Annotated in this window: 25 protein-coding genes; 13 read left to right on the top strand and 12 right to left on the bottom strand. The window is 63.0% G+C overall.

From position 1 onward, the window contains the following. Position 1: 1 nt before the first annotated feature. From AC3WWH_RS15620 to AC3WWH_RS15610, 3 genes are all read right to left on the bottom strand, one after another. Positions 2-400, bottom strand: coding sequence for a VOC family protein (locus AC3WWH_RS15620; protein ID WP_058325265.1), 399 nt, complete (start codon positions 398-400; stop codon positions 2-4). 144 nt (positions 401-544) lie between these two features. Then, positions 545-1,168 (bottom strand): ASCH domain-containing protein, encoded by a 624-nt coding sequence (locus tag AC3WWH_RS15615; protein ID WP_057254569.1) that lies wholly within the window; start codon positions 1,166-1,168, stop codon positions 545-547. Between the two features lies 1 nt (position 1,169). After that, positions 1,170-1,805 carry a LysE family translocator gene (locus AC3WWH_RS15610; RefSeq protein WP_058325264.1) on the bottom strand — a complete coding sequence of 212 codons (636 nt, stop codon included), beginning with the start codon at positions 1,803-1,805 and terminating at the stop codon, positions 1,170-1,172. Between the two features lie 379 nt (positions 1,806-2,184). On the opposite strand from AC3WWH_RS15610, the gene AC3WWH_RS15605 reads away from it, so the two are divergent. The 3 genes from AC3WWH_RS15605 to AC3WWH_RS15595 all read left to right on the top strand — a co-directional run bounded on the left by AC3WWH_RS15605 (position 2,185) and on the right by AC3WWH_RS15595 (position 5,253). Beyond that, positions 2,185-2,631 (top strand): glyoxalase superfamily protein, encoded by a 447-nt coding sequence (locus AC3WWH_RS15605; RefSeq protein WP_058325263.1) that lies wholly within the window; start codon positions 2,185-2,187, stop codon positions 2,629-2,631. 310 nt (positions 2,632-2,941) lie between these two features. Then, positions 2,942-4,069, top strand: a complete 1,128-nt coding sequence (locus AC3WWH_RS15600) for a multicopper oxidase domain-containing protein (RefSeq protein ID WP_058325262.1) — start codon at positions 2,942-2,944, stop codon at positions 4,067-4,069. Continuing rightward, positions 4,066-5,253, top strand: coding sequence for a ZIP family metal transporter (locus tag AC3WWH_RS15595; RefSeq protein ID WP_058325261.1), 1,188 nt, complete (start codon positions 4,066-4,068; stop codon positions 5,251-5,253). Before AC3WWH_RS15600 ends, AC3WWH_RS15595 begins: the two co-directional genes overlap by 4 nt. Positions 5,254-5,286: 33 nt before the next feature. On the opposite strand, the gene cysE is transcribed toward AC3WWH_RS15595, so the two are convergent. The 3 genes from cysE to AC3WWH_RS15580 are packed head-to-tail and all read right to left on the bottom strand — an operon-like array spanning position 5,287 to position 8,217. After that, the gene (cysE, locus tag AC3WWH_RS15590; protein ID WP_058325260.1) at positions 5,287-6,114 is read right to left on the bottom strand and encodes a serine O-acetyltransferase; all 828 of its coding nucleotides are present in this window, start codon (positions 6,112-6,114) and stop codon (positions 5,287-5,289) included. 10 nt (positions 6,115-6,124) lie between these two features. Continuing rightward, positions 6,125-7,114: a WD40 repeat domain-containing protein gene (locus AC3WWH_RS15585; protein ID WP_058325259.1), complete on the bottom strand. Its 990-nt coding sequence runs from the start codon at positions 7,112-7,114 to the stop codon at positions 6,125-6,127. Then, positions 7,114-8,217, bottom strand: coding sequence for a CobW family GTP-binding protein (locus tag AC3WWH_RS15580; protein ID WP_058325258.1), 1,104 nt, complete (start codon positions 8,215-8,217; stop codon positions 7,114-7,116). The genes AC3WWH_RS15585 and AC3WWH_RS15580 overlap by 1 nt, the downstream gene beginning before the upstream one ends. 189 nt (positions 8,218-8,406) lie before the next feature. Between AC3WWH_RS15580 and AC3WWH_RS15575 the strand changes: the two genes are divergently transcribed. Continuing rightward, positions 8,407-9,498 carry a glycosyltransferase family 4 protein gene (locus tag AC3WWH_RS15575; RefSeq protein WP_058325324.1) on the top strand — a complete coding sequence of 364 codons (1,092 nt, stop codon included), beginning with the start codon at positions 8,407-8,409 and terminating at the stop codon, positions 9,496-9,498. A gap of 24 nt (positions 9,499-9,522) precedes the next feature. Here AC3WWH_RS15575 and AC3WWH_RS15570 read toward each other — a convergent pair whose 3' ends face one another. The 3 genes from AC3WWH_RS15570 to AC3WWH_RS15560 form a co-directional block, all read right to left on the bottom strand. Beyond that, positions 9,523-10,401, bottom strand: coding sequence for a glycosyltransferase family 2 protein (locus AC3WWH_RS15570; RefSeq protein WP_057254578.1), 879 nt, complete (start codon positions 10,399-10,401; stop codon positions 9,523-9,525). Between the two features lie 61 nt (positions 10,402-10,462). Beyond that, positions 10,463-11,866, bottom strand: a complete 1,404-nt coding sequence (locus AC3WWH_RS15565; protein ID WP_058325257.1) for a polysaccharide biosynthesis protein — start codon at positions 11,864-11,866, stop codon at positions 10,463-10,465. A 78-nt stretch (positions 11,867-11,944) separates the two neighbouring features. Continuing rightward, positions 11,945-12,736: a creatininase family protein gene (locus AC3WWH_RS15560; RefSeq protein WP_058325256.1), complete on the bottom strand. Its 792-nt coding sequence runs from the start codon at positions 12,734-12,736 to the stop codon at positions 11,945-11,947. Positions 12,737-12,850: 114 nt separating this feature from the next. On the opposite strand from AC3WWH_RS15560, the gene AC3WWH_RS15555 reads away from it, so the two are divergent. From AC3WWH_RS15555 to AC3WWH_RS15545, 3 genes are all read left to right on the top strand, one after another. After that, a complete protein-coding gene (locus tag AC3WWH_RS15555; protein ID WP_057254581.1) occupies positions 12,851-13,348 on the top strand; it encodes a MarR family winged helix-turn-helix transcriptional regulator in 498 nt (165 codons plus the stop codon). Positions 13,349-13,525: 177 nt separating this feature from the next. Continuing rightward, complete coding sequence (locus tag AC3WWH_RS15550; protein ID WP_057254582.1) at positions 13,526-14,548, top strand: LacI family DNA-binding transcriptional regulator; 1,023 nt, start codon at positions 13,526-13,528, stop codon at positions 14,546-14,548. A 32-nt stretch (positions 14,549-14,580) separates the two neighbouring features. Next, positions 14,581-15,543 carry a 2-hydroxyacid dehydrogenase gene (locus AC3WWH_RS15545; protein ID WP_058325323.1) on the top strand — a complete coding sequence of 321 codons (963 nt, stop codon included), beginning with the start codon at positions 14,581-14,583 and terminating at the stop codon, positions 15,541-15,543. 44 nt (positions 15,544-15,587) lie between these two features. Here AC3WWH_RS15545 and AC3WWH_RS15540 read toward each other — a convergent pair whose 3' ends face one another. Further along, complete coding sequence (locus AC3WWH_RS15540) at positions 15,588-16,346, bottom strand: gamma-glutamyl-gamma-aminobutyrate hydrolase family protein (protein ID WP_057254824.1); 759 nt, start codon at positions 16,344-16,346, stop codon at positions 15,588-15,590. Between the two features lie 429 nt (positions 16,347-16,775). Between AC3WWH_RS15540 and AC3WWH_RS15535 the strand changes: the two genes are divergently transcribed. From AC3WWH_RS15535 to AC3WWH_RS15510, 6 genes are all read left to right on the top strand, one after another. Further along, positions 16,776-19,085, top strand: a complete 2,310-nt coding sequence (locus tag AC3WWH_RS15535) for a putative bifunctional diguanylate cyclase/phosphodiesterase (RefSeq protein ID WP_058325255.1) — start codon at positions 16,776-16,778, stop codon at positions 19,083-19,085. A 229-nt stretch (positions 19,086-19,314) separates the two neighbouring features. Next, positions 19,315-20,088: an N-acyl amino acid synthase FeeM domain-containing protein gene (locus tag AC3WWH_RS15530; protein ID WP_058325254.1), complete on the top strand. Its 774-nt coding sequence runs from the start codon at positions 19,315-19,317 to the stop codon at positions 20,086-20,088. A 236-nt stretch (positions 20,089-20,324) separates the two neighbouring features. Next, positions 20,325-20,549: an aa3-type cytochrome c oxidase subunit IV gene (locus AC3WWH_RS15525; protein WP_057254585.1), complete on the top strand. Its 225-nt coding sequence runs from the start codon at positions 20,325-20,327 to the stop codon at positions 20,547-20,549. A gap of 450 nt (positions 20,550-20,999) precedes the next feature. Beyond that, positions 21,000-22,145 carry a Re/Si-specific NAD(P)(+) transhydrogenase subunit alpha gene (locus AC3WWH_RS15520; protein WP_492377111.1) on the top strand — a complete coding sequence of 382 codons (1,146 nt, stop codon included), beginning with the start codon at positions 21,000-21,002 and terminating at the stop codon, positions 22,143-22,145. Next, positions 22,145-22,555, top strand: coding sequence for an NAD(P) transhydrogenase subunit alpha part 2 (locus AC3WWH_RS15515; protein WP_057254587.1), 411 nt, complete (start codon positions 22,145-22,147; stop codon positions 22,553-22,555). Before AC3WWH_RS15520 ends, AC3WWH_RS15515 begins: the two co-directional genes overlap by 1 nt. A gap of 10 nt (positions 22,556-22,565) precedes the next feature. Next, the gene (locus tag AC3WWH_RS15510) at positions 22,566-23,966 is read left to right on the top strand and encodes an NAD(P)(+) transhydrogenase (Re/Si-specific) subunit beta (protein ID WP_058325252.1); all 1,401 of its coding nucleotides are present in this window, start codon (positions 22,566-22,568) and stop codon (positions 23,964-23,966) included. A gap of 119 nt (positions 23,967-24,085) precedes the next feature. Here the strand turns inward: AC3WWH_RS15510 and AC3WWH_RS15505 are convergent, their stop codons facing one another. Together AC3WWH_RS15505 and AC3WWH_RS15500 are read right to left on the bottom strand one after the other, a co-directional pair. Beyond that, positions 24,086-24,562 (bottom strand): DUF992 domain-containing protein, encoded by a 477-nt coding sequence (locus AC3WWH_RS15505; RefSeq protein WP_058325251.1) that lies wholly within the window; start codon positions 24,560-24,562, stop codon positions 24,086-24,088. A 246-nt stretch (positions 24,563-24,808) separates the two neighbouring features. Further along, positions 24,809-25,696 carry a tetratricopeptide repeat protein gene (locus AC3WWH_RS15500; protein ID WP_057254590.1) on the bottom strand — a complete coding sequence of 296 codons (888 nt, stop codon included), beginning with the start codon at positions 25,694-25,696 and terminating at the stop codon, positions 24,809-24,811. Positions 25,697-25,734: the final 38 nt, after the last annotated feature.

Raw genomic sequence — 25,734 nt, 5'->3', positions numbered from 1 at the left:
ACTAGGTCTCCGTGCGCGCGTCGTAGCCGACGAAGGCAAGCTTGTTGCCGTCCGGGTCGCGCACATAGGCCGCGTAGAAGCCGTCTCCGTATTGCGGGCGGAAGCCCGGTTTTCCCTCTTCGCTACCACCGCGCTCCATTGCGATTTCGAACAACCGGTCGATCAGCCCGGCGCTTTCCACCAGGAAGGCCGTCATGGCGCCGTTGCCGACCGAGGCGGGACGCGTGTCGAAGGGGTAGCAGGCGAAGAAGCGCGGCGCCTTGTCGTCGTCCTTTCGGCCCCACGAGGACACCTGCTCGTCACAATAGCAGCGTTCCTGGCCGATCAGCGTCATCAGCGGATCATAAAAACGCTCTGCGCGTTTCAGGTCCGTCGTCCCGACCATGGTGTAGCCGATCATGCCTGTCTCCTCGCCTTGCCCGTCTCGGTGGCAAGTCGTCTCACACCTGCTCCAGGCACGCAACAGTGGCAATCGGGATTAGAAGGAGCCACCGATACGCGCAACGATGGTGTTCGCGCTGTGTTCCCGTGGATCGCATGTGCCTCAAGACGAGAAGCGGATGGTGTCCTCGGCGCCGTCCGCCTTTTTGTGCGTTACTGCCCCCTTGAGAAAGGCGCGGCCGCGTTCGGACAGGCGATAGCCGACGGCTAGGCTTTCGGTGAGGCCGAGTTCCTTCAGTTTGCGGATGCGCGTCTTGAGTTTCAGTTTTTCCATGCCGATGGCGGCGCTCAATTCCGTGGCGGTGGTTCCGTCGCAGGCAGCGATCAGCGTGAGCACCGGTATCGTCCAGGCCATGCCCGCGCTGCGGTCGAAGTCATCGAGCTTGCGGCCGATCTCTGCCCGTTCTTCGCTGCCGAAGTCGGACATTTCCCGCAGCGTGATGCGCGGATCGTCGCCGGCTCGGTGGAAGGCGATGCGATAGCAGCGGCCCTCGCGGCGAGCGGCAAGCTCTTTCAAGAGAGCGCCGAGGTCGGCAAAGCCGGCCTTGCGCGCGTCGCCGTCGGTGATTGCGCCTTCCTCGATCTCGTCGATGGCATCGATGGCGAGAACGCCGACTGCGGTGCGCAGCGTACCACCGGCCCTGACCGTCGGCTTCGTCCAGCGTCGGAAGGCCAAGGTCACGTCGCCGCTGGCGATGGCTGCGAGCACGTGCTGACGAAACAGCATTTCAGGCGGTGGCGCGGCGATAGAGGGCGAGCGAGCCGGCGAGCGCCAGTAGCGCGCCGCCACAGAGTCTATCGAGCCAGACGGCGCCGGAGTGCTTGAGGAAGGCCGCGGCCTGTGCACCGAGCAGCGCGTAACCGAACATCACGGCAAGATCGACCGAGGCGAAGACGAATGTCAGGGTGGCATATTGTGGTGCTTGCGGCGCCGCGGCGTCGATGAACTGCGGCAGGAAGGCGGTGAAGAACAGGTAGCCCTTCGGGTTGGTGACGGCGACGAGGAAGCTCTTGACGAAGATGGCGACAGCGGAAACGGGATGACCGGAGCCGCTTGCCTCGGTTGCGACCTGGATCGTCCCTTTCGACCGCAACAGCATGATGCCGAGAAAGGCGAGGTAGGCGGCGCCCAGCCATTTGACGACGGTAAACCAGAATTCGGAGGCGGCGAGCAGGGCGCCGAGACCGAGTGCGACGGCGCCGATCAGCACGAAATCGGAGAGCACGGCGCCGAGCATGCCGGCGATTGCGCGCTTCACGCCATAACGCGAGCCGTTGGTGAGCGCGAGCAGAACCGTCGGGCCCGGTGTCGCGATGCCGATGAAGGCAACCAGCGCGAATGCGAGTATCGTCATGTCGGTCATGATGTCCTCCCTCGTCGTCTCCCGTACTGCATGTCTCCTTAGATCGACCTCGATTTAAGGACAAAGACATGCAGCAAATCAAAGTGCTACAGCGACCTTTGCGCGTCTGATAAGACGCACGGCGCTGTAGTCGTCCCACAGCTTTTGCGCCTGTGCAATCGTCTTTCGTGCGGGCGTGAAGGCCGCATTTCCAGGCGAGGTTTGACAGTCGAGACGGCATCCCCTATGGAAACGGCAGGGTGAAGGTCCCTGCCGTCCGCGAGCGTCATGCTTTGGTGAAGTCCTTCTTCGAGACACGGTCAGCCGAAACGGCATGCGAACCGGTGGCAATGCGGGCTCCCATCTCCAAGGAATGCATGCCGCTGCAGGAGACCCTCTCATGACGCGCGGAACAACCACGCTTCCCTCACTCGATGCCCTAAAAGATCAGGCCAGGCGCCTGCGTACCCGCCTTGCTGCCGAAGGCGAAACCATCGGCCATTCCCGTTCGCTTGAATTGATCGCCGCGCAATACGGCTTTCGCGACTGGAACACACTGCACGCCGCCGTCGGCAACCGGCCGCCCTTCAATCCCTGGATGCTGGGCTCGCGGGTGAAGGGGCGCTATCTCGGCCAGGCTTTCGAAGGCGAGATCCTGTCGGTGCAGGCGCTGACGGCGCAGCCGGGGCGCTATCGCCTGACGATGAAATTCGACGAACCGGTCGACGTCGTCACCTTCGAGAGCTTCTCGGCCTTCCGTCAACGGGTCACGGCGACCGTGGATGAAACGGGTCGGACGATCGAAAAAACCTCGAACGGGCTTCCGCAACTCGAACTCGATTGGTGAGACTGGCGCCGGTCGGGCTTTGCCATGCGGACGAGCCCGGTTCCGGTCCGTGCACCGGGTTCCGAACAACGTCCCCGAAGCGCGTGCTTTCCGGGACGTTTTCGTTTCAGGGCCGATGGCAGGTGCGACCTTGGCCGAGCTGTCCCGTAGGCCCCTGCGGAAGATCGCTCGATTTGCAAGTTAATTGCGAATGAGTTGCATTTGCATTATTGATGTAGATGCAAATGATTTGCAAAAGCATGTGGCGGATTGCTGACATATGCCATCGCAGCGCGGCGCGCACGTTATCCAATCGAGAGAGGGGCCGAAAATGGACAAGCCGACGAGACCAGACCTGCTCCGAAGGCGGAGCCTCCTGATGGGCGGGCTGGCGGCGGCGGGCGGGACCGCGATCTGCACCAGCGCCGCCGTGGGCCAACAGCAGGCGAGCCATGCCGGTCATGCTGCGCCGGCGAGGGCGGCCACCCAGGACCCGATGCCCGCCATGGGGCATGGCGCGATGATGACAGTCGGCGATGTTGACAGCGCCGCCAACGGTTTCGACCCGACCGACATGCTGACCGATTGGGAGACCGGGACGGTTTCAACGCTACCGGACGGGCGGACGCTACGCACCTTCGAGATGAGGGCGGAGGATCGCGAGATCGAGATCGCTCCCGGCATCAAGTTTCCCGCCTGGACCTATAACGGCCGTGTCCCCGGGCCGGCGCTGCGGGCGAAGGAGGGTGAGCGGCTGAGAATCGTCTTTCGCAACTATGCGTCTCATCCGCACTCGATCCATTTCCACGGCATCCATGCCGCACGCATGGATGGCGTGCCGGGTGCGGGCATGGTCGATCCGGGCGATGAGTTCATTTACGAGTTCGACGCCAAGCCGTTTGGCTGCCATCTCTATCATTGCCATGCGATGCCGCTGCGCCGGCATATTCACAAGGGCATGTACGGCGCCTTCGTCATCGACCCGGATCCGGAGCGCCGGCCGGAACATGTGGACGTCGCCCGCTCCCGACTGCTCGGCACGCCGGAGAATGCCGGCTGGCAGGAACTGGTGATGGTGATGAACGCCTTCGACACCAATTTCGATGCGGAAAACGAGTTCTACGCGGTCAACACCGTCGCTCACGCCTTCATGAAGCGGCCGATCCGGATCGTGAAGGGCAAACCGGTGCGCATCTATCTGGTCAACGTCATCGAGTTCGACCCAATCAACTCGTTCCACCTGCACGCCAATTTCTTCGACTATTACGATCAGGGCACGACGCTGACGCCGACATTGAAAACCGTCGATCTCATCACCCAGTGCCAGGCACAGCGCGGCATTCTCGAATTCACCTTCGCCGAGCATGAGCCCGGTCTTTACATGTTCCACCCGCATCAGACCGAGTTTACCGAGCTCGGCTGGGTCGGCATGTTCGACGTGGTGGAGGCGCTGGCATGAACGAGACCCTGCCGAGAGCTGCTATCCGCGCGGCAAAGACCAACCTGGTGTGGCTGGCGCTGCCTCTCATCGCCTTTGCCATTGCCGTTGCCTGGATTCTATCGGCCGATCCGTTGTCAGGATTCCGCAATGGCGCGCCGCCTATCGAAAACCTGACCTTCGAAAGGACCGTGCTCGACGATAGCGGCCTTCGCCTCCTTGTTCGCGCCGGTGGATCCGAACCGATGACAGTGGCGCAGGTTCAGGTGGATGACGCCTATTGGCAGTTCACCCAGGATCCGTCGGGGCCGATCGCGCGGGGCAGGGCAGCATGGCTGAACCTGCCATTCCCATGGATGCTGGGCGAGGCGCATGCTGTGAAGGTGGTGACCAACACCGGGGCCACGTTTGTGCACGACATTGCCGTCGCCGTGCCGACGCCGCAGGCAACGACAGGCCAACTGCGACTGCAGGCGCTGGTCGGCATTATCGTCGGCATCGTGCCGGTGGCCGTCGGCCTGATGTTCTATCCGGTGCTGCGTGGCGTCGGCCGCGACGGCATGGCGTTCCTGCTGTCACTGACGATCGGCCTGCTCGGCTTCCTGCTTGTCGATGCGAGTGCAGAAGCGCTCGAACTTGCCGGCGAGGCGGCCGCGATCTTCCAAGGGCCGGTCATGGTGGTGCTGGCGGGCTTGGGCAGCTTCCTCCTGCTGATAGCGATCGGGCGGCGAAGCGGTGCGCCGGCCGGGCTTGCGCTTTCCACTTACATCGCGCTCGGGATCGGCCTGCACAATCTCGGCGAGGGGCTGGCGATCGGTGCCGCCTTTGCGGCGGGGTCGGCTGGGCTCGGTACCTTCCTGGTGCTGGGCTTTGCGCTCCACAACGTCACCGAGGGCATCGGCATTGCCGCTCCGATCCTGAAAAAGAGGCCGTCCATCTGGACGTTCATCGGGCTGACGCTGCTTGCCGGCGGTCCGGCGGTGATCGGCATGTGGCTCGGAAGCCTTGCAACCTCGGCGCAGTGGTCGGCGTTGGCGCTTGCGGTTGGTGCAGGGGCGATCTTGCAGGTGATCATCGAAGTCGGCGCCTATCTGATGCGGCAAAGCGAGCGCGGGCGCGACGTGTTCCTGACGCCGCCTGTTCTGGCCGGTCTCGCGACCGGCGCCGCCTTCATGTTTGTCACCGCCGCGCTGGTGAAGATCTGAAGCGGGAGCGGGTCTGACGCGGGCCGAGATGGATCAGACGATCGTCTGGTCCATCTCGGCCGCCGGCACCTCGTCGACACGGTGAATGCGCACCACCGTTGCCGGCACGCCCGCGACCGTGGTGCGCGGCGGCACGGACTTCAGGACGACGCTGCCGGCCGCGACCTTGCTGTAGGCTCCGACCTCGATATTGCCGAGGATCTTGGCGCCGGCGCCGATCATGACGCCTTGGCGTATTTTTGGATGCCGATCGCCGGTTTCCTTACCGGTGCCGCCGAGCGTGACGTTCTGAAGGATCGAAACCTGGTCTTCGATCACGGAGGTCTCGCCGATGACGATGCCGGATCCATGGTCGAGCATCACCGCCTTGCCGATTGCTGCGGCCGGGTGGATATCGGGACCGAAGACAAGCGAGGCGAGGTTCGAGAGCCAGTTGGCGACTTGCCTGCGGCCATCGATCCAGAGCCGGTGAGCCGCGCGATAGGTCTGCAGCGCCTGGAAGCCCTTGAGATTGAGGAGGACATGCAAGAGGCCCGGGCAGGCGGGGTCACGCTCCATCACCGCCTGGAGGTCCGCCTCGGCAGCGCGCAGAGCTGCTGCATCGGCGTCGAAGACGTCCGAAAGCAGCTGCGCCAGCGACCGTTCGTCGACACGGGCGACGGAAAGATGGGAAGCGAGAACACCTGCGAGCACCGCCGCATCCGACCGCGCCTCGGTGATCAGCCGCAGGGTTTGCTCCATGACCGGCTCGCGCATGGCGAGCGCCCGGGCTTCCGCACGGATGCGGTTCCAGACTTCGCCGTCCGCCAGAGGCACAACGGCCGAGCCAGCATAGAGTGGAGCTTCTGCGCCTGCGGTCATTGTTCGCCTGCTATCCCGCGATATCGACGACACCGCAGTCACCCTCGGCCGAGCCGAAGACGAGCTGCCGGCCGTCCTTGTTCCAGGCCATGGCGGTGATGGCGCCCTTGCCGGGGCGGCGCAGCAGCACTTCCTTGCTGTCGGCAAAGCGCGCGCCGAGGATCATGCCGTCCTGATAGCCGATCGCGACGATGTCTTCGGCCGGATGGCAGCAGACCGAGGTCACCATGATGTCGGCGCGGGTGCCGAGTTCCAGCGGCGCCTTGCCCATCGGGCCGTCCTTGCCCTGGAAGGGCCAGACGATCGCGGCCGGGGCGCCCGAGGAGGCGAGCCATTTGCCCTTGGCTGACCAGGAGACCGACTTCACCTTGGCGGGATAGCCGGTCATGCGCATGTGGCGGGCTTCGGCGCCGGGCTTGGCGTCGAGTTTCCAGCCGTGCAGCGCGTTTTCCTGCATTGTCGTCACCAGGAAGCGGCCGTCCGGCGAGAAGGTGACGCCGGTGTGCGCACCTTTCCACTCGAGATCGATCGGCTGGCCGGAGGTGCCGACCCAATGCAGCGACACGCCATTGTAGCGGGCAGCGGCGATGCGCAAACCCTTCGGCGCGAAGGCGAGGCCCTCGACGGTGCGTTCCTCGGTAAATTCCTTCGTCGTGCCCTCCGCAAGACGCACATGCGTAGTCTTGCCATAGGCATAGGCGACGGCGCCTTGCGGGCCTGTCGCAACTTGCGCGATCCACTTGCGTGGCGCTTCGGTGACCAGCGAGGTGGTGCCGTCGGCGGCCGTACGCATGACCTTGCCGTCCTCGCCGCCGGTCAGCAGCGTGTCGTTGGCGTCGTCCACCACGAGCGACAGCAGGCCCTCATGGACCTCCGTCGTCTTGTGGCCGAGGTCGAGGCGATGGATCGCACCGGTGGCTTCGGCGAAGAAGGGGACGCCTTTGAGAAAGGCCACGCCGACGACGTGACCTTCGAGATCGAGGGGAGCGACAGTCGGCATCAGTTCGGCTGCGCCTCGCAGGCTTTGAAGGTGCGCTCGAGCTTTTCACGATCGAGGTCACGGCCGATGAAGACGAGGCGGCTTTCGCGCTTTTCGCCTTCCTTCCACGCACGCTGGTGATCGCCCTCGATGATCATGTGCACGCCTTGAACGACGTAACGCTCGGCATCGCCAGCAAAGGCGATGATGCCCTTCAGGCGCAGGATGTTCGGGCCGTCCGTCTGGGTGATCTTCTGGATCCAGGGGAAGAAGCGATCCGGGTTCATCTCGCCGCCGCGCAGCGAGATCGACTGCACCGTCACGTCGTGGATCGGCGAGGGGGCATCGTGGTGATGATGATGGTCGTGATCGTGGTCATGATCATGATGGTCGTGATCATGGTGGTGATGGTGATGATCGTGGCCGCAATCCGGACCGCAGGTGTGATCGTGTTCGTGATCGTCCTGGTCGAGGAAGTGCGGATCGTTTTCTAGCGCCCTTTCCAGGCTGAAGGCGCCCTGATCGAGGACCTTGGCAAGATCGATGTCGGAGCGCTGGGTGCGGTAGATGCGGGCCGACGGATTGATGACGCGCACGGTCGCTTCGATGCGCTCCAGTTCCTCAGGTGTGACCAGGTCGGTCTTGTTGAGCAGCACGACGTCGGCAAAGGCGATCTGGTCTTCGGCCTCGCGGCTGTCCTTTAGCCGCAGCGGCAGGTGCTTGGCATCGACCAGCGCAACGACCGCGTCGAGCTCGGTCTTGGCGCGCACGTCATCGTCCATGAAGAAGGTCTGGGCGACCGGCACCGGATCGGCAAGGCCGGTCGTCTCGACGATGATCGCGTCGAAGCGGCCGGGGCGGCGCATCAGGCCCTCGACCACGCGGATCAGGTCGCCGCGCACGGTGCAGCAGACGCAGCCGTTGTTCATCTCGTAGATTTCCTCGTCGGATTCCACGATCAGGTCGTTGTCGATGCCGATCTCGCCGAACTCGTTGACGATGACCGCGTATTTGCGACCATGGTTCTCGCTGAGGATGCGGTTCAAAAGCGTCGTCTTGCCGGCGCCGAGATAGCCGGTGAGCACAGTGACGGGGATCGGCTTCTGCGGGGATGTTTCGGTCATGGGAACCTCTAGGATTTCCGGATGCGGCGGGCAGGCATCCAAGTCGGGTTTCATATAGGAGATGCGGCGGCGATGCGCAAATGGCGCGGGCGATTTTGGCGGGCGCGGGCGGATCGCCTCAGCGGTCTGCGATAACCCTCCTTTCATCAAAATCGGAGAGAGTGCGCGGCAGATCCTAGGGGTGTGCAGGTGAAGACGATTTCCATCAACGGCCGGTTCCTGACCCAGCCGCTTACCGGCGTGCAGCGCTTTGCCCGTGAGATGACCCGAGCGCTGGATGCGCGCATCGCTTCCGGGCAGGTGCCGCATGCGCTGAAGGACGCGCGCTGGCGGCTGCTTACTCCGGGCAAGGCTGTCGACGATCTCGGGCTCAAGGCGATTTCGGTCGAGCCGTTCGGCTCCGGACCGGGCCATGTCTGGGAGCAGGGCGCGCTCTATTGGCGCGCGCGCCGCGATACGCTGATCGGCTTCGGCGGCAGCGGCCCGGTGCTGCACGGCGACCAGGTGGTGGTGATCCACGACGTCACCCTGTTTCGCCATCCGGCCTCGTTCGGGCGCGGCTACCGGCTGTTTCATGGGGCGCTCGGTTTCATCCTTGCAAGGCGGGCAAAGCTCGGCACCGTCTCGAACTTTTCGCGCCAGGAGCTTGCCGATGTCTTCCGCGTGCCGGCTGCTGGCATCGACGTCATCTACAACGCGACGGATCACTTCGCGCGACTTCAGCCGGACGAGGGCGTCATCCAGCGGCTCGGGCTTGCCGATACGCCCTTCTTCCTGCTGGTCGGCACGCTGAAGCCCAACAAGAATGTCGAGTTTGCGGTGCGCGCCTTCGAGGCACTTGGTGCCGGCGACCACAAGCTCGTGGTCGTGGGTGGCACCGACCCGACCGTGTTCCGCGATATCGCGCCCACGTCGAAGGGCAACCTGATCTTTCCGGGCCGCCTGACCGATGACGAGATCGCCGGGCTGCAGCGGCGCGCTGTCGCCTTCGTCTTTCCCAGCCTCTATGAAGGTTTCGGCATCCCGCCGCTGGAAGCGATGACGCAGGGGTGCCCGGTGCTCGCCGCCGATATTCCGCCGGTTCGCGAGGCCTGCGGCGATGCCGTTTGCTACTTCGATCCGTTGAAGACGGAGGCTTTGGTCGACGCGATGCGGACGATCTCCGCCGACGAGGCCGTTCGCCGAGATTTGCGGCGTTCCGGCTTTGACAATGCGAAGCGCTTTTCCTGGGACGGGAGTGCGGTCGTGCTGCTCAACATGCTGGCGGCGCAGCACATCTGATCCATTCTGCGCGATTTTGGAGCGTCAAAGGTCGAGAACCCGCATCGGGTCCAGTCGACCCCGGACAAAATCACCAAATGCAATCAGATTGCCCTTGAGCCGACCGCGTCGATCGACGAGGCCTTGCGGTTTGAGGCTGCCGAGGATGTTGGCGGCGAAGTTGCCGCCCATGAGGCGAAGTGCCCATTTCAGTCCGACCGTGCCCTTGTTGCGCAGATAGAGCGGATTTGCGACCTGCGAGTAACCGAAGCGCAGGCCCGAGGTGCGGCCGCGCTTGTTGCCGAGGTGGACGCCGCGCAGCGCCGGCGATTTCACGATGCGCCCGTGCGCGGCCAGACGCCGGCAGAAATCGACATCCTCCTGCCAGCCATAGAGCGGCAGCCGCTCGTCGAAACGGGTGCGTTCGGCGGCAATCGCCGATACGCGGAAGGCCATGTTGCAGCCATAGGCGTTGAAGGCCGGCTGTGTGACATCGTGCGGCTGAGCGCCGGGATCCGTCTCGAGGATCGCCTTGGCATCGGCAATCGATATGCCCGGGCCATGAATGCCGTCGGCCAGAACCAGGCCGGTTGCCACGACGAGATCAGCCTCGCGATCGAACAGCCTTTCAGCCTCGGTAAGAAAATCGCTGCGCGGCAGGAAATCGTCGTCGAAAAAGACGATCAGATCGGCGGTTGTCGCCTGGTCGAGGATGGCGTTGCGCTGTGCGCTGGAACCCTTGTTGCCCGCGACGATACGGGCCTTCAAGGGAAGCGAGCCGATTCTGGCTTCGTCGACGTCCTCCGGCGTGCTTGGGCAGATGACGACGGCGTCCGGTAGTCGCGTCTGCCGCGTCAGATGCAGCAGGGTTTCGGAGAGGACCTCGCGGCGGCCTGCGGTCGCTATGCCGACGACGATGTTCATGGGGCGCTCTCCGCTCTTTCGGCGCGATCTAACCGGAAATTCGTGCAGTTTTTCTTAGCGCCTAGGCCGTGCTGGGTCTCGGCGACCGCATCATCAGCCGCAACTGGTTGAGCGAGAGCAGGCAGAACAGACCACCGACAACAATACCGGTACCGATCGTAACGTAGCTGGTTTCACCGGAGAGGGAGAAGGCCAGCACGGCCGCGCCAAGTCCGGCGGCGGCGAAGAGCACGGGCGGCCAGGAGAAATCGAAGGCGAGCGAGGACATCAGGCGAAGGCCGATGAGGGCGGCGAGGATCGCGCCGATGGCGCTGCCCCAGGCTAACGCCGCATCGTTCGCCCCAGCCAAGGCCAGGACTGCCAATGCTCCAAGGCTTAGAAGCACGCAGTCGGCTACGGCGAGCAGCAGGATCAACGCAAGGCGTTGCCTCAGGTGCAGCGGCGTCGGCAGCATGATCTGCGTCAGCGTGCGAACGAGCGAGAGGACGATGATGGCAGGCGCGGTTGCGAGGAAACCTTGCTGCAGGTCCGGGCTGATGACGAGCCAGGTGGCCGGGAGAAGTGCAGCGAAGATACCGGCGGCCATCATCAGCGCAAAGCTCGTCAGCAGCGCGTAGTATTGCCCGAGTTGGCGGGGAAGAGCGGCGCGATCGCCGGTCCGGTCATGCGCGGCAACGATCTCCGGATATTGGATCGCCTGAAGGGCCGAAACGATGAGCACGAACGGGCGTTGCAGCAGGTCGAGCGCAAGCAGGGCGCCGGCAGCACCCGTCGCGCCGAGCGCCGAGGTGAAGATCGCCTTCAGTGCCAAGGGCGCGAACATGGCGGCAGTGGCGGCCCCGGCCGACACGCTGCCATAGATGAGATGCTTGCGGATACGGACATTGTCGAGCGCGGCGGCTGGGCGCGTGTCGGCGCGGCGGGAAAGAAGGAATGCAAGCAGGCCATAGGCAATGTAACCGGCGAGCAGGCCCGTGACGGTCGACAGGAAGCTTGGCGAGATGAGTGCGCCGAGGAGCGTACCCGCGGCGAGAATGGTGGCGCGGGAGCCCTGCAGCACCGAGAAGGCGCGGAAATCCTGGCGAAAACGCAGCATGGTCAGATGCAGATCGCTGCCGCCTTGTGCGATCGAGACCAGGCCGCCGACAAGCGCCACGACCGGCGGCACGCCGAAGATCAAGGACACGCCCGCCGCGATCAGGCACAGCATGGCGCAGGCGAGGGCTTCGGTCAGGATCGCCCGCCGCTCCGCCGCTTCACTGTCCGCATCCGCCCCAGGGTAGAAACGCATGCAGGCGAAACGCACCCATTCGAAGGCGGCGATCGCAGCGAACTGGCAGATGGAGATGAACAGTGAATAGCTGGCATAGTCGGCCGGCGCCAGCCAGTGGGCGACGACGATCAGCAGGCCAAAGGCGATGACCGCCTGGTAGAAATAGGCGCCGAGCGCAATGATCTTCGCCATGGTTTTTCTGCCCTACGCCCGCGGGGAACTGCGCATCTGATAGCGCAAAAGCGCAAAGAAAGTGTTTGCCGCCCCGCTTCAGGTCAGATCGTCGGGATCGAAATCCCTGACATCTTCAAGGAGTTCGATAAACCCTCGGACGGCATGGGCGATCAAAATCTCACCCCGTGCCGCCGTGGCAACCGAGGCATTGCCGGCGACACCTTCGCCATTCAGGTCGTGCATCTTCCAGCCGAAGGCGTGGGGACCGTAAGCGCGCAGATGCTTGAAGCGTTCAGAAAATTCGCCTTGGCGGGAGGTGAAATTTTCGGCCTTGGCCATGTCGACCCTGTCCGGATGGAGCGCCAGCATCACCGATGTCTCGATGTCGCCGCCGTGGATGTCCAAGGCTTTATCCTCCGGCTTGATCCAGCCGTCCGGTTGGCCGAAGCGGGTCCAACTCGTCGCGACGGCCAGCATGTTGAAGCGTATGCGCGCTTCGGTCGCGACGACCGTCATCAACGGCGAGTTGCCGCCATGGGCGTTCAGCATCACGAATTTGCGGACGCCGAGGTGATGGAGATCGCCGGCAATGCCGAGCCAGCGCTCGACCGCCTCGCCATAGGCAAGGGTTCGGCTGCCGGCGACATCCATGTGCTCGATGGAGTAACCGACCGGCTCGGCCGGCAGGAAGGCTACCGGCAGGCCGGCGGGCATGGCGGCGATCGTGCGGGAGACGATGCCCTCGGCGATCAGCGTGTCGGTTTCGAAGGGCAGATGCGGACCGTGCTGTTCATGGGCGCCGAGCGGCAGCACGGCGATCCAGTCACGGCGAGCGTCGGCCGGAAGGTCGGTCCGATTGTCCTGCCATCGCGGCTCAGGCATCGACATTTCTCTTCGATCCTCCACGTCAATTGTCGTAAAATTGTTATTTGAGTCATACAGTTCGTAATCGCAAGCTGTATTGTTATAAGTGTTCGACTCGGGGATTCGGCAGGAGGTCCAATGGGCAAGAAGAACAAGGCCGAAAAGAAAGGCAAGAACGGCAAGAAGAAGGACGAGTTCCTGAATGAGCCGCACGATCTTGCCGCTATCCTTGTCCAGGCAGCGCGTTCCATGCGCACCGTACTCTCCCGCAATCTTCTTGAAAGTGGTCTTTACGCCGGGCAAGACGGCGTAATGCTGGCGCTGGCCGAAGCCGACGGCATGACCGCGGGTGGGCTTGCCGCCAGGCTTGGGGTCAAGGCGCCGACCATGACCCGCACGATCGGGCGGATGGAAGCGCAGGGCTTCCTCGAGCGCCGTCCCGACGAGGACGATGCGCGGCTCACCAAGGTCTATCTTACTGAGCCCGGCCGCAACCGGCTGCAGATCATCGCCGAGGCGGGGCAGCATTCGGAAAAGCTCGCGACACGCGGCCTGACCGACAAGCAGGTGCGCACGCTGATGAAACTGCTGCGCGCCGTCGACAGTAATCTCCAGGCCGCACGGGCCGCCGACTGAGCCTTGTTCGCCGCATATTGCCGTGGCGATTTAAACAGTTTAAAAGGGATTTAAATTTATGGCACGCGTACGTCCGCTGGGATGTACGAAAAGTGCCGTGAGGCATGCTGCAAGAACCTCACTCGGATTGGATTGTGGGGCTGCGGCCGGGGGCGGAACAAGGCTACAGGGGGCATCGTGGCGCAAAAGGTCAAGCTTTCGACGATCGCGGAAACACTCGGTCTTTCGACGGCAACGGTATCCCTGGCTCTACGCGACAGTCCTTTGGTGGCGACCGTCACCCGCGATAAGATCAAGGAGCAGGCCCGCGCGCTCGGCTATATCTACAACCGCCGCGCCGCCAGTCTCAGAACATCCCGCTCCGGCATCATCGGCGTCGTCGTGCACGACATCATGAACCCGTTCTACGGGGAAATCCTCAAAGCCATCGAAGCGGAGCTCGACCGCGACAAGCAGACCTTCATTCTCTCCAACCACTACGATTCGGTCGACAAGCAGCGCGATTTCATCGAGACGCTGCTGCAGCTCGGCGGTGATGGCGTGATCATGTCGCCTGCGATCGGTACGCCGTTGGAGGACATCCAGCTTGCCGAGGACAACGGCATGCCGGCGATCCTGATCGCCCGTTCGATCGAGGGCGTGGACGTGCCGATCTTCCGCGGCGACGACGCCTACGGCATCTCGCTTGCCACCAACCACCTTATCGGCCTTGGCCATCGCTGCATCGCCATGGTCGGCGGTACCGACCAGACGTCGACCGGGCGCGACCGCTATCAGGGCTATGTCAACGCGCTGCGCAAGGCCAATATCGAGGTCGATCCGGAGCTGCGCATCCCCGGTCCCCGTACGAAGCAGGGTGGCTTCGAGGCGGCGGTGCATCTGCTCTCCCTGCCGCAGAAGCCGACGGCAGTCGTCTGCTGGAACGACCTGGTGGCGATCGGCATGATGAACGGCATCGCCCGCGCCGGTCTGGTGCCCGGCGTCGATATCTCTGTCACCGGCTACGACGACCTCGAAGAGGCGTCGATCGCCACGCCGGCATTGACCACCGTCTGGAATGGCCAGGCCGATGTCGGCCGCAGTGCTGCCCGCGCGCTGCTCGACAAGCTTTCCGGCAGCCACGAACCCGACGGTATCCATCTGATCAAGCCGGAAATGCGCATCCGCCAATCAACGGGCCCGTTGCGCGTCATCGCCTGAGATCTCCCTCCCGACAGGAGCTGCCCATGTCTGTGAACCGCACGCGCGTTCTCGTGCCCGGAAAGATCAATCAACGGGTCATCGATCGACTGGTCGGGCAATTCGAAGTCGTCAGGATCGAGAGTGCCGATCCAGCATTGGTGACGCCGGATATGCAGGACGTGAAAGCGGTTGCAGTAGCCGGCCGGCTGCCCGGTGCCCTGATGGATGTCCTGCCGCAGCTCGAGATCATCGCCAATTTCGGCGTCGGCTATGACGGCGTCGAGGTCGCACATGCCGCCGCCAAGGGCGTTGCCGTCAGCAATACACCGGATGTTCTGACCGAAGAGGTGGCCGACACGGCGGTTGGTCTTCTGCTGAATACACTCCGGCAATTGCCTCAGGCAGAACAATGGCTGCGCCAGGGACGCTGGAGCCGCGAGGGCGCGTTTTCTCTGTCGCCGCTGTCCCTGCGCGGCCGAAGCGTCGGTCTTTACGGCCTCGGTCGCATCGGGCTTTCGATCGCCAGGCGGCTGGAAGCCTTCGGGGTGTCGATCGCCTATCACACGCGCAGCCCGCGCGAGGGCCTGCCCTATGCCTACCATCCGACGCTCGTCGGCCTCGCGGCGGCGGTCGATACGCTCATTGTCATCGTGCCCGGCACCGAGGCGACGCGCCATACGGTGAATGCGGAGGTTCTCGTGGCACTCGGCGGAAACGGCGTGCTGATCAATGTCGGCCGCGGCTCGACCGTCGACGAACCGGCGCTGATCGCGGCGCTTCAGAGCGGGGTGATTGCCGGTGCGGGGCTCGACGTTTTCGAAAACGAGCCGCAGGTGCCGGACGCGCTGATGGCTTTGCCGAACGTGTCGCTCCTGCCGCATGTGGCCTCGGCCTCGGTGGTCACACGCAACGCCATGGCCGATCTCGTCGTCGACAATATCGCAGCCTGGTTTGCGACCGGAAGGGCTTTGACGCCGGTGCCGGAAACGCCGTTCAGCCGACGCGCGATTTGACACCCGGCGTCGTTGCCTCAGGCGGCGATGCGGAAGCCGTGATGTCAGGCGGCCAAACGGCCGGCGGCGTAAGTCCGCACCGCGTCGCCGAAGGCCCTAAACAGGCTGGCGGAGGGGGTGTCGGTGCGCACCCAGTATTCCGGATGCCATTGTACGCCGACGGCAAAGGCCTTGGCGCCGATCACCGAAACCGCTTCGATCGTGCCGTCGTCAGCCACCGCTTCGACAGCCAGGCGCGGAGCAGCGGCGCCGATCGCCTGTCGGTGCAACGAGTTGACGCGGATGCGGCCGGCGCCAAGCACGGGCGCGAGGCAGCTCCCTTCCTTGACGATGACGTCCTGGCGGATGCCATAGGCAACGTCGAGTTCCTTCACGTCAGGCTTGCGGTGATCCCAGATCCCCGGCTGATCCTGGATTTCGCTCGCCAGCGTGCCGCCGAGTGCGACGTTCAGTTCCTGGATGCCACGGCAGATGGCAAACAACGGCACACCGCGCTCGATCGCGCGCCGGATCAGGGGCAGGCTGGTCGCATCGCGGCCGGGATCGAAAGGTCCGTCACTGTCCTTGGCCTCGCGGCCATAGAGCGAGGGATGAACATTGGAGCGGGCGCCGCTTGCAAGCACGCCGTCGACGCGGTCGAGGATTTCGTCAATGTCGTTGCCGGTTTCGAGCGCCGGGATGAGGAAGGGCATAACGCCGGCGCCTTCGACGGCGGCGCGCACATATTGATGGGCAACGACATGCCAGACATTGCCGTCGAATTCGCGGAAATCGCAGGGGATGGCAACGACAGGTTTCGACATCATCAGGCTCCGTAATACGCTTAAGAAAAGCCTTGCCTTCAGATGCTGATGAAAGTCAACTGAGAACGTAGTGAGCGTGATCACCGCGCTGATCCAAGGCGGATCGGTAGCGAACACGAACTAAAAACGGCAGGAAATCGCAGGTAATTCTTTAAGATCGAGTAACCATCGCGCACGCAAATTCTGGATCGTCCGCCAGCATCGCTGAATTGTCGAAGTTGCAGTCGGGCCTTTTGTGTCGTGGATACCTATGTTTGGTTGCAGAAACCGAGTACTGTTCAGCGCGGTTCGCACTATTGAGTTGAACTCTTGGGTCTTGCCGGCACGGCCCTGTGGTTATTCTGGGATTCGGTACTTTTTTCGGGGCGTTAGACGAAATCATTCGTTAAGTCATCACCCCTAACAATCCGGTAAACCGGAGCTTGGTTCATGATGCGACTTGGACAGAGCGCTCTTCCGACTGACGTGTATCTGTCATCCGTGAGCTCGCTCTACGAACATCGCAAGACGTTGCTGATCGGCATGTTGTCGCATGTCGTGACGTTTCTGCTCGTCTATCTCAAGACCAGTGATCCGCTTTATCTCGCCTGCTCCGGCGTGATCTTCGTGCTCTGGGCGCTGCGCAATGTCGATATGGCGCGGTTCGACCGGCAGGATTTCTCCAATGCCGACCGGGCGATGGTCCGCAAATGGGAGAACCGCTATATCGTCGGCGGTGTCAGCGTCACGCTCACCTGCGGCATCGCTTGCGGTTATGCCATTGCCGTCAGTCAGGATTCCTTTTCAGAGCTTGCGACCATATCGGTGACGCTGGCCTCGATGATCTCGCTCGTTGGGCGCAACTACGGCTCGGAGCGGGCCGTGCTTCTCCTGTCCTCGTCCGCATGCCTGCCGATCGTGATCGGCCTGATGACGCTGCAGGACGTGTTCATGCTGGCGCTTGCCTTCCTCATCCTGCCGTTCATCCTTTCCACCTGGATGATGGCCAACAATGTGCGCGCCTTTCTCTATGAGAATGTTTTGGCGGCGCGCGAGATCGCGACGATTGCCGGCCAGTTCGACGCGGCGCTCAACAATATGACGCATGGCTTGTTCATGCTGGATGGCGACGGCCGCGTGGTGGTGGCCAATGAGCGTGCCAGCGAGTTGCTGGCGCTTGGCGACAGGACCGAACTCAAGGATTGGCTGCTCGATGACGTGATCCGGCGCGGCGCGCGGCGCATGCGGCTCGATGCCGAAAAGACCAAGGCGATCTCGCGTCAGCTCGATCTTCTGCTCAAGGGCAAGCGCCCGCAGGTATTGATCCCGGTCAGCGAGGAACTGCACCTCGAGTTTTCCGCCAGCCGCCGCGACAATGGCGATATCGTGCTGATCTTCGAGGACGTGACGGCACGCGTACAGGCGGACAAGCAGATTCTGCACATGGTGCGCTTCGACAAGCTGACCGAGCTGCCGAGCCGCGACTACTTCGGAGAGCTGGTTGTGGCCGCCGCAAGCGGCGACGAGAAGGAGGACCGGCTCGTCGGCCTGATGGTCCTCGACGTCACCGAGTTCAAGCATGTCAACGACATGCGCGGCCACATCGTCGGCGACAAGCTGCTGCAGGCGATCGCCGGCCGGTTGAAGGCGCTCGCCGGTGATGATGCGATCGCGGCGCGGCTGATGGGCGACGAGTTTGTCGTGTTCTTTCCGAACAGGGCTGACGTGGCCGATCTGGAAGAGCGGATGCGGGGGCTGCACACGGAACTGCGCGGCACCTATGTTGCCAGCGGCTTCACCTTCAACATGACCATGAGCGCGGGCTTCGTCATCGCGTCGAACGTGGATCTAAAACTCGAAGACCTGCAGATCAAGGCGGATCTCGCGCTTTCGGAAACCAAGCTGCGCAACCGCGGCGGCTGCACTGCGTTCGAAGTCGAGATGGACGCCCGCTATGTCGACCGCCAGAAGCTCAAGGCGGATTTGCGCGAGGCGATCAATGCGCGCAGCCTGACGCTTTCCTACCAGCCGATGTTCGCGCCGAGCGGCGGCCGGGTCGAATGCTGCGAAGCGCTGGCCCGCTGGACGCATCCGGAGCGCGGGCCGGTGCCGCCGAACGTGTTCATTCAGCTCGCCGAGGAACTGGGGCTGGTCACGGAGATCACGCGTTTCGTGCTCGACCATGCATGCCGGGATTGCATGGACTGGCCGAGCGATGTGTCCGTCTCCGTCAACCTCTCGGTGCTCGATCTACGCAGCAGCGAAATCGTCACGATGGTCACGGATGCGCTTCAGGCAACCGGCCTCGATGCTTCGCGGCTGCATCTGGAGGTCACCGAAAGCTGCCTGATGGACGAGCCGCTCAAGGTGCAGGCGATCCTGCGCGAGCTGCGGGGTCTCGGCATCACCATTGCCATCGACGATTTCGGCACCGGATACTCCAGCCTCAGTTATCTCGATGCCCTGCCGGTCGACATCATCAAGATCGATCGGTCCTTCGTGCGCAACATCCGTGAGGATTCGCGCCGCTTCAAGCTCCTGCGCGGGACGGCAAATCTTGCCCGCGCCCTCGGCCTGCGCATCGTCGTCGAAGGCGTCGAGACGACGGATCAGTTGCAGCTCATCACCGAGCATAATTGTGCCGATTTGATACAGGGCTTCGTCTTCGCCGCCCCCATGCCCGCTTCTGCTATTGCAACGCTTTGCAAGAACGGTGTGCCAAAACGAGGCGCTAAACCCAGCAGCAAGCGCATCGCCTGACGCTGCGACCCCAAATTCCGTTCCGTTTTGATGCTGCGCATTCGGCAGCAAGCCCTTGATTAGTTGGGGCAAATGCATCTCGATTTGGTGCGTTTTGCTCCAAATCAACCGAATTAATTTACGAATTTTTAGGGTTAACAAAAAGTTAACAGTGAACTGTTCCGTTTTGCGGTTGCCGCCCCATTTTCCGTCAATAGGTTAACGATTTGTTAACCATGAGGTCTGGAATATGGGTGAGACGATTCACCAGGCGGAGCCTGGGCGTTTTTCTGAAAAGCTGATGCAATTGCTCGATCGTGTCGAATATCGGCGGGTCGAAACCGGCGAGGACATGGAGGACATCGCGCGGCTGCGTTACAAGTCCTACAAGTCCGTCAATCTGATGGAATTGACGGGCTCCACGCTGATCGACGATCTCGACTTCGACAGCCACGCCTATGTCTTCGGCATCTATCTCGATGAGAGCCTCGTCAGCACCGTGCGCGTACATCACGTAACGCCGGAGCACCGCGCCAGTACATCGGGCCTGATCTTCGGCTCCGAGATCGACGCGTTCCTCGATGCCGGCATGGTGCTCGTCGATCCGGGCCGATTGGCCGTCGACCCTGATGTCATCGGTGACGATATGCGGGCGCTTCCCTACCTCACGCTCCGCCCGGTCGCCATGGCCTGCGAATACTTTTCCGCCGACCGTTGCCTGACGGCCTGCCGGCCGCGCCACACCGCCTTCTACAAGCGCATTTTCGCCTCCGAGACCGTGGTCGCCAAGCGCGAGAACCTGGGGGTCTACAATGCCGATGGCGCCCTGCTTGTGGCGCAGGTGAGGGGGCAGCGGCCCTCGATCCTCGACCGCTACCCGATTTTCGATTCGGAGCCTTTCGAACGCCGCATGATGTTTGCCGATCGCAGCGAGGTGCCGTTCGCGCCGCTGACGATCCTGCCGACCGCGCGCATGGCGCAAACCGGTTATGGACGCTCTTATCGAACGTCCGTCTTCCGCTAGCAGTCTTTGATGTCGACATCAGATGGTGAGGCGCGCCCGTGCGCGCCACCCTTGCTGCCGGCCGCGACATATCGCCCCATCAGGTACTGCTAAAGGACGGGTTTTCGTTGCACCCGGCCTAAGCATTGTGTAAGGGCAGCTATAAGGGTTTTCGCGACTTTTCGCGGGAGCCATGCTTCGATTAGGAGCGGCGGCGATCAAGGGTCGCGCCGTGGCATTCAGGGAGAATTTGAACGATGGCTGAGCATCATTCTGGACCGGTCGATGTGGGCGCTTCGATGGATTATCCGGAGCACGAGAAGACCTATCTCATGTTCCTGAGCGCATCGAAGTACGGCACGCTGTTTTGCGTGGCCCTGTTGATTGCCATGGCTGCCGCATTCTTCACGACTATGGGCTTCTTCTCCTCGCTCGTGCTCTTCATTCTGCTCAACGTCGCAGGTTTCTTCTTCCTGCGCTAATCAGCGTCATTGGACCGATTGCCGAGGGGCTTGACGTTTCCTCGGCAACCGGGCGCGAGCCCGGACGAAGGTGCATGCCGTCGACTGGAGGCGTCGACGCTGCGCAGCACTTCAAAATGCTACAGCGACCTTTGTGCAGCCAATAGGATGTGCGGTGCTGTAGAGCCTAGAGATCTCCACGCCCGGGCATTCACTGCAATGGGACGTGTTTCCTCACTGCGTGAGGGGGAGTGGAATGCAGACCCGCGATGCCGAGCACGACTCGGCGTCGATCGGCGCCGGACTGCCTGCGGTTCGAACACCTGGGGTGTCTGTTTCCAGAATATATGTGCCTGGCACCCCAGTGCCTGGCATATGGGGGCGTGCAGGCTCGATTGGCCGCACGCTTTGCAGTCGGAGAGAATGCCCGCATTCCGGCCTTGGCTCGATTGCGGCCAAGGAGGGGGATTTGTGAGCGAGATTGTCTTTGTCGCCAAGGAAACGGACCCAAACGAGGGTCGCGTTGCCGCATCACCGGACACAGTGAAGAAACTGAAAAGCCTCGGCTTCGACGTCGTCATCGAGGCGGACGCCGGGTTTTTGTCGCGCATTCCGGACGCTGAGTTCGAAAAGGTCGGGGCCCGGATCGGGACGATCGCCGACGCCAAGACGGCCGATGTCGTGCTGAAAGTGCGCCGGCCGACGACCGCCGAAATCGGCGGCTACAAGTCGGGCGCTATCGTGCTCGCCATCATGGATCCCTATGGCAACGAGGCGGCGATCGCCGAGATGGCCAAGGCCGGGCTTACCGCCTTTGCGATGGAACTGATGCCGCGCATCACCCGTGCGCAGTCGATGGACGTGCTGTCGAGCCAGGCGAACCTCGCCGGTTATCAGGCCGTGATCGACGCCGCCTGCGAATATGATCGGGCGTTGCCGATGATGATGACGGCGGCCGGGACGGTTCCTGCCGCCAAGGTCTTCGTCATGGGCGCGGGCGTTGCCGGCCTGCAGGCAATCGCGACGGCCCGCCGTCTCGGTGCCGTGGTCTCGGCGACGGACGTGCGTCCGGCAGCCAAGGAACAGGTCGCCTCGCTCGGCGCCAAGTTCATCGCCGTCGAGGACGAGGAATTCAAGGCGGCCGAAACGGCTGGCGGCTACGCCAAGGAGATGTCCAAGGAGTATCAGGCCAAGCAGGCCGCACTCGTTGCCGAGCATATCGCCAAGCAGGACATCGTCATCACCACTGCACTCATCCCCGGCCGTCCGGCGCCGCGGCTCGTCACCCGTGACATGCTGAAAAGCATGAAACCCGGCTCGATCGCGGTCGATCTTGCGGTCGAACGCGGCGGCAACGTCGAGGGTGCTGAGCCCGGCAAGGTCGCCGAGGTCGAAGGCGTCAAGGTCATTGGCCATCTCAACGTGCCGGGCCGCATCGCGGCCTCCGCGTCCGGTCTCTACGCCAAGAACCTCGTCACCTTCCTGGAAACGATGGTGTCCAAGGAAACCAAGGCGCTCGCGCTCAACATGGAGGACGAACTCGTCAAGGCGACGGCGCTCACCCATGGTGGTGAGGTCGTGCATCCGAAGTTCGGCGCCAGCAAGGGGGACAAGTGATGGCGAATGAACTTCTCGACAAGGCGCTCGCCGATCTCGACCGGGCGGTGGAAGCGGTCCGCACCGCTGCCGAATACGTGCCGGACGCGGCTGGTGCTGTCGCCCATGGCGCGACCGGCGGCGCGATCGATCCTTTCGTCTTTCGTCTGGCGATCTTCGTGCTGGCGATCTTCGTTGGCTACTACGTCGTCTGGTCGGTGACCCCGGCGCTGCACACGCCGCTGATGGCGGTCACCAACGCGATTTCCTCGGTCATCGTCGTCGGTGCTCTGCTTGCCGTCGGCATCTCCGCCTCTGGGCTTGCCACCGGCTTCGGCTTCGTGGCGCTGGTGCTGGCCGCCGTCAACATCTTCGGCGGCTTCCTCGTCACCCAGCGCATGCTCGCCATGTACAAGAAAAAAGACAAGTGAGGCCGGCCCGATGAACGCTAACTTCGCAGCCTTCCTCTATCTCGTCTCCGGCGTCCTGTTCGTCATGGCGCTACGCGGCCTTTCGCATCCGACCACCAGCCGCAAGGGCAATACCTACGGCATGGTCGGCATGGGCATTGCCATCGTCACGACGTTGCTTTTGGCAAAGCCCAGCTTTGGTGGCCTGATGCTGATCGTGCTTGGCCTTGCCATCGGCGGCGGCGCCGGTGCTGTCATTGCCCGTCGCATCGCCATGACCTCGATGCCGCAGCTCGTTGCCGCCTTCCACTCGCTGGTCGGTCTTGCCGCCGTCATGGTGGCGGCTGCCGCCATGTACGCGCCGGAAAGCTTCGGCATCGGCACCCTCGGCGACATCCACGCCCAGGCACTGGTCGAAATGTCGCTCGGTGTTGCCATCGGCGCGATCACCTTTACCGGTTCGGTCATCGCCTTCCTGAAGCTCGACGGGCGCATGTCCGGCAAGCCGATTATGCTTGCGGGACGCCACGCCATCAATGCGGGTCTGGCAATCGCGCTGGTCGTGCTGGTGGTCATGCTCGTGCTGACGCAGAGCACCACGGTGTTCTGGCTGATCGTCGCGCTGTCGCTCATACTCGGCGTGCTGATCATCATCCCGATCGGCGGCGCCGACATGCCGGTGGTCGTGTCGATGCTCAACTCCTATTCGGGTTGGGCCGCAGCCGGCATCGGCTTCACGCTCGGCAACCTGGCGCTGATCATCACCGGGGCGCTCGTCGGCTCCTCCGGTGCGATCCTCTCCTACATCATGTGCAAGGGCATGAACCGCTCGTTCATCTCGGTCATCCTCGGCGGCTTCGGCGGCGAGACCGCGGCGGCCGTCAGCGACGATGGCATTCAGCGCACGGTCAAGCAGGGCTCTGCCGACGATGCGGCCTTCCTGATGGCGAACGCCTCCAAGGTGATTATCGTGCCGGGCTACGGCATGGCCGTTGCCCAGGCACAGCATGCGCTGCGCGAAATGGGCGACCAGCTGAAGGCCGCGGGCGTTGAGGTCAAGTACGCGATCCATCCGGTCGCGGGCCGCATGCCCGGCCACATGAACGTGCTGCTCGCGGAAGCGAACGTGCCCTATGACGAAGTGTTCGAGCTCGAGGACATCAACTCCGAGTTCGCTCAGGCCGATGTCGCCTATGTCATCGGCGCCAATGACGTCACCAATCCGGCCGCGCGTGACGACAAGTCCTCGCCGATCTACGGCATGCCGATCCTCGACGTCGACAAGGCCAAGACCTGCCTTTTCGTCAAGCGTTCGCTCGGCTCCGGCTATGCCGGCATCGACAACACGCTGTTCTACAAGGACGGCACGATGATGCTGCTCGGCGACGCCAAGAAGGTGACGGAAGATATCGTCAAGGCGCTGCACGCTTAACGCTGTTCGCATCGATCGACAATGAAACGCCCGCCTTTCGGCGGGCGTTTTGCGTTGGAAGGCATTGTGGGGCATGCGACGCATTCCGCAACAAGGCGTCATGCGTCTTCGAGGCCGATCTAACCGGCCGGTACCAGCGTCAGTTGGTCGATGCCGACCGCGACGTTCAGCCCCTCCTGGACCTGAACGTTGACCGGCTGCAGCATGAAGGCCTTGTTCGTGCCGCCGCCGATCACCTTGGCGCCGCCGCCGACCGCGAGGCTCGCATCGGCGCCGACGCCGTAGTATTCGCCGGCAAGCGCGAACGCGCTAACCGGCGTTCCGGTCTTGGCAAAGACGTCCCAGACCATCGTGCTCTTGCCCGTCTTGCCGATGTCGATGCCGATCTTGCGAATCGTGCCGGCATAAACGGCCTTCGGTCCGCCATTGGTGGGCGTGAACGTGCACATCAGGTTCTTCGTCGAGGTCACGATCATGCCGGTGCCGCCTTCCGAACCGCAGACGAGACGGCCGAGTGCGACATAGTTCTGCGCGGCGGCCGGACCGGTGGCAAGCGCGGCCAGTGCCAGCGCAGTGACGAGGGTTCGTTTGATCATGGCTTGGTCTCCGTTCTTACTGCGCCGCGCGTCCCTTGGGGCGCTTGGTCGCGGTAGTACTTCGAATAGCTGCATGTCTTCCCTTGAATCGGAGCCGATCCGAGGAAACAGGCAGTGACGCCTTTGGCAAACGAACGATGGCCGGGAAGGTTCCGCCTTGGCGGAGAGGGCAGGGTGGCAAGCGGCACAAACGAAAACGCCCGCGAACTGTCGCGGGCGTTTCGAGGAACATGCTCGGGGAAGGACTTACGATGCCTTGACGCGGGCAAGGCCGGCGCGCGCCGGCTCGTATTTCGGGTCGAGCTGCAATGCGTGCGAATAGGACTTCGATGCCTTGGCCTTGTCGCCCTTGCGCTCGTAGATCAGCGCCTGGTTGGCCCAGGATTCGGCGACCTTGCCGTTGAGATTGATCGCGGTGTTGAAATCCGAGAAGGCGTTGTCGTCGTCGCCCTGGGCGACATAGGAAATGCCGCGGCCGTTGTAGGGCTCCGGCGAGCTCGGCGACAGCGAGATCGCGGTCGAGAAGTCTTCGATCGCCTGACCGTGCTGGTTGCGTGCCTGGTAGATCAGGCCGCGATTGTGATAGGCGCGGGGATCGGTCGTGTCGAGCTGGATCGCCTTGTTGAAATCGTTGAAGGCGGAATCGAGCTGGCCGGCCTGGCGATAGAGGTTGCCGCGGCCGATATAGGCGACGTCGTAGTTGGCGTTGAGCTGCAGCGCCATGTTGTAGTCGGCAAGTGCGGCCTGGGTGTTGCCCATGTTGCGGTGAACCAGCGCCCGGTTGGCATAGGCCTGGTAGAAGCGTGGGTTCAGCTGGATCGCCTGGTCGAAATCGGCAATGGCCCGGCGGTATTCGCCGGCGCGGCCATAGGATGAGCCGCGGACATTGTAGCCTTCGGGATCGCTCGGGTTGGAGGCGATGACGCTCGAGAGCGAGGCGATATTTTCCTGCGAGCCCTGTTCGCGCTCGACCTTGTTGGTCATCGAGTCCGGGCCGTCGGTCGTGCAGCCTGCGAGAAGAAGGGCCGAACCAAGGAGCAGCATGGCGGCAAGCCTCGGCTTGCGCTGGTGGCGGCGAGACGCCTCATGGACAGTAAAACCGGAGACGTCCGCAGTCATGGCAGCAAGTGTCAAAGGTTGATCCCTCAAATCGACAAGGTCTCGAAAGCTAT

The organism is Ensifer sp. EB106-03-01-XG145 (assembly GCF_058792075.1).
Note: the sequence above shows the minus strand (reverse complement) of the source record. Positions and strands in the feature narration are given on the sequence as shown.

What these genes read in the sequence shown, in the direction of transcription:
- AC3WWH_RS15510 (WP_058325252.1), top strand. Translation starts at nt 22,566, where the DNA reads ATGAACGCTAACTTCGCAGCCTTCCTCTATCTCGTCTCCGGCGTCCTG.
- AC3WWH_RS15515 (WP_057254587.1), top strand. Translation starts at nt 22,145, where the DNA reads ATGGCGAATGAACTTCTCGACAAGGCGCTCGCCGATCTCGACCGGGCG.
- AC3WWH_RS15505 (WP_058325251.1), bottom strand. Translation starts at nt 24,562, where the DNA reads ATGATCAAACGAACCCTCGTCACTGCGCTGGCACTGGCCGCGCTTGCC.
- AC3WWH_RS15600 (WP_058325262.1), top strand. Translation starts at nt 2,942, where the DNA reads ATGGACAAGCCGACGAGACCAGACCTGCTCCGAAGGCGGAGCCTCCTG.
- cysE (WP_058325260.1), bottom strand. Translation starts at nt 6,114, where the DNA reads ATGACCGCAGGCGCAGAAGCTCCACTCTATGCTGGCTCGGCCGTTGTG.
- AC3WWH_RS15525 (WP_057254585.1), top strand. Translation starts at nt 20,325, where the DNA reads ATGGCTGAGCATCATTCTGGACCGGTCGATGTGGGCGCTTCGATGGAT.
- AC3WWH_RS15620 (WP_058325265.1), bottom strand. Translation starts at nt 400, where the DNA reads ATGATCGGCTACACCATGGTCGGGACGACGGACCTGAAACGCGCAGAG.
- AC3WWH_RS15580 (WP_058325258.1), bottom strand. Translation starts at nt 8,217, where the DNA reads ATGACCGAAACATCCCCGCAGAAGCCGATCCCCGTCACTGTGCTCACC.
- AC3WWH_RS15605 (WP_058325263.1), top strand. Translation starts at nt 2,185, where the DNA reads ATGACGCGCGGAACAACCACGCTTCCCTCACTCGATGCCCTAAAAGAT.
- AC3WWH_RS15565 (WP_058325257.1), bottom strand. Translation starts at nt 11,866, where the DNA reads ATGGCGAAGATCATTGCGCTCGGCGCCTATTTCTACCAGGCGGTCATC.
- AC3WWH_RS15615 (WP_057254569.1), bottom strand. Translation starts at nt 1,168, where the DNA reads ATGCTGTTTCGTCAGCACGTGCTCGCAGCCATCGCCAGCGGCGACGTG.
- AC3WWH_RS15560 (WP_058325256.1), bottom strand. Translation starts at nt 12,736, where the DNA reads ATGTCGATGCCTGAGCCGCGATGGCAGGACAATCGGACCGACCTTCCG.
- AC3WWH_RS15595 (WP_058325261.1), top strand. Translation starts at nt 4,066, where the DNA reads ATGAACGAGACCCTGCCGAGAGCTGCTATCCGCGCGGCAAAGACCAAC.
- AC3WWH_RS15540 (WP_057254824.1), bottom strand. Translation starts at nt 16,346, where the DNA reads ATGTCGAAACCTGTCGTTGCCATCCCCTGCGATTTCCGCGAATTCGAC.
- AC3WWH_RS15570 (WP_057254578.1), bottom strand. Translation starts at nt 10,401, where the DNA reads ATGAACATCGTCGTCGGCATAGCGACCGCAGGCCGCCGCGAGGTCCTC.
- AC3WWH_RS15530 (WP_058325254.1), top strand. Translation starts at nt 19,315, where the DNA reads ATGGGTGAGACGATTCACCAGGCGGAGCCTGGGCGTTTTTCTGAAAAG.
- AC3WWH_RS15555 (WP_057254581.1), top strand. Translation starts at nt 12,851, where the DNA reads ATGGGCAAGAAGAACAAGGCCGAAAAGAAAGGCAAGAACGGCAAGAAG.
- AC3WWH_RS15585 (WP_058325259.1), bottom strand. Translation starts at nt 7,114, where the DNA reads ATGCCGACTGTCGCTCCCCTCGATCTCGAAGGTCACGTCGTCGGCGTG.
- AC3WWH_RS15610 (WP_058325264.1), bottom strand. Translation starts at nt 1,805, where the DNA reads ATGACCGACATGACGATACTCGCATTCGCGCTGGTTGCCTTCATCGGC.
- AC3WWH_RS15535 (WP_058325255.1), top strand. Translation starts at nt 16,776, where the DNA reads ATGATGCGACTTGGACAGAGCGCTCTTCCGACTGACGTGTATCTGTCA.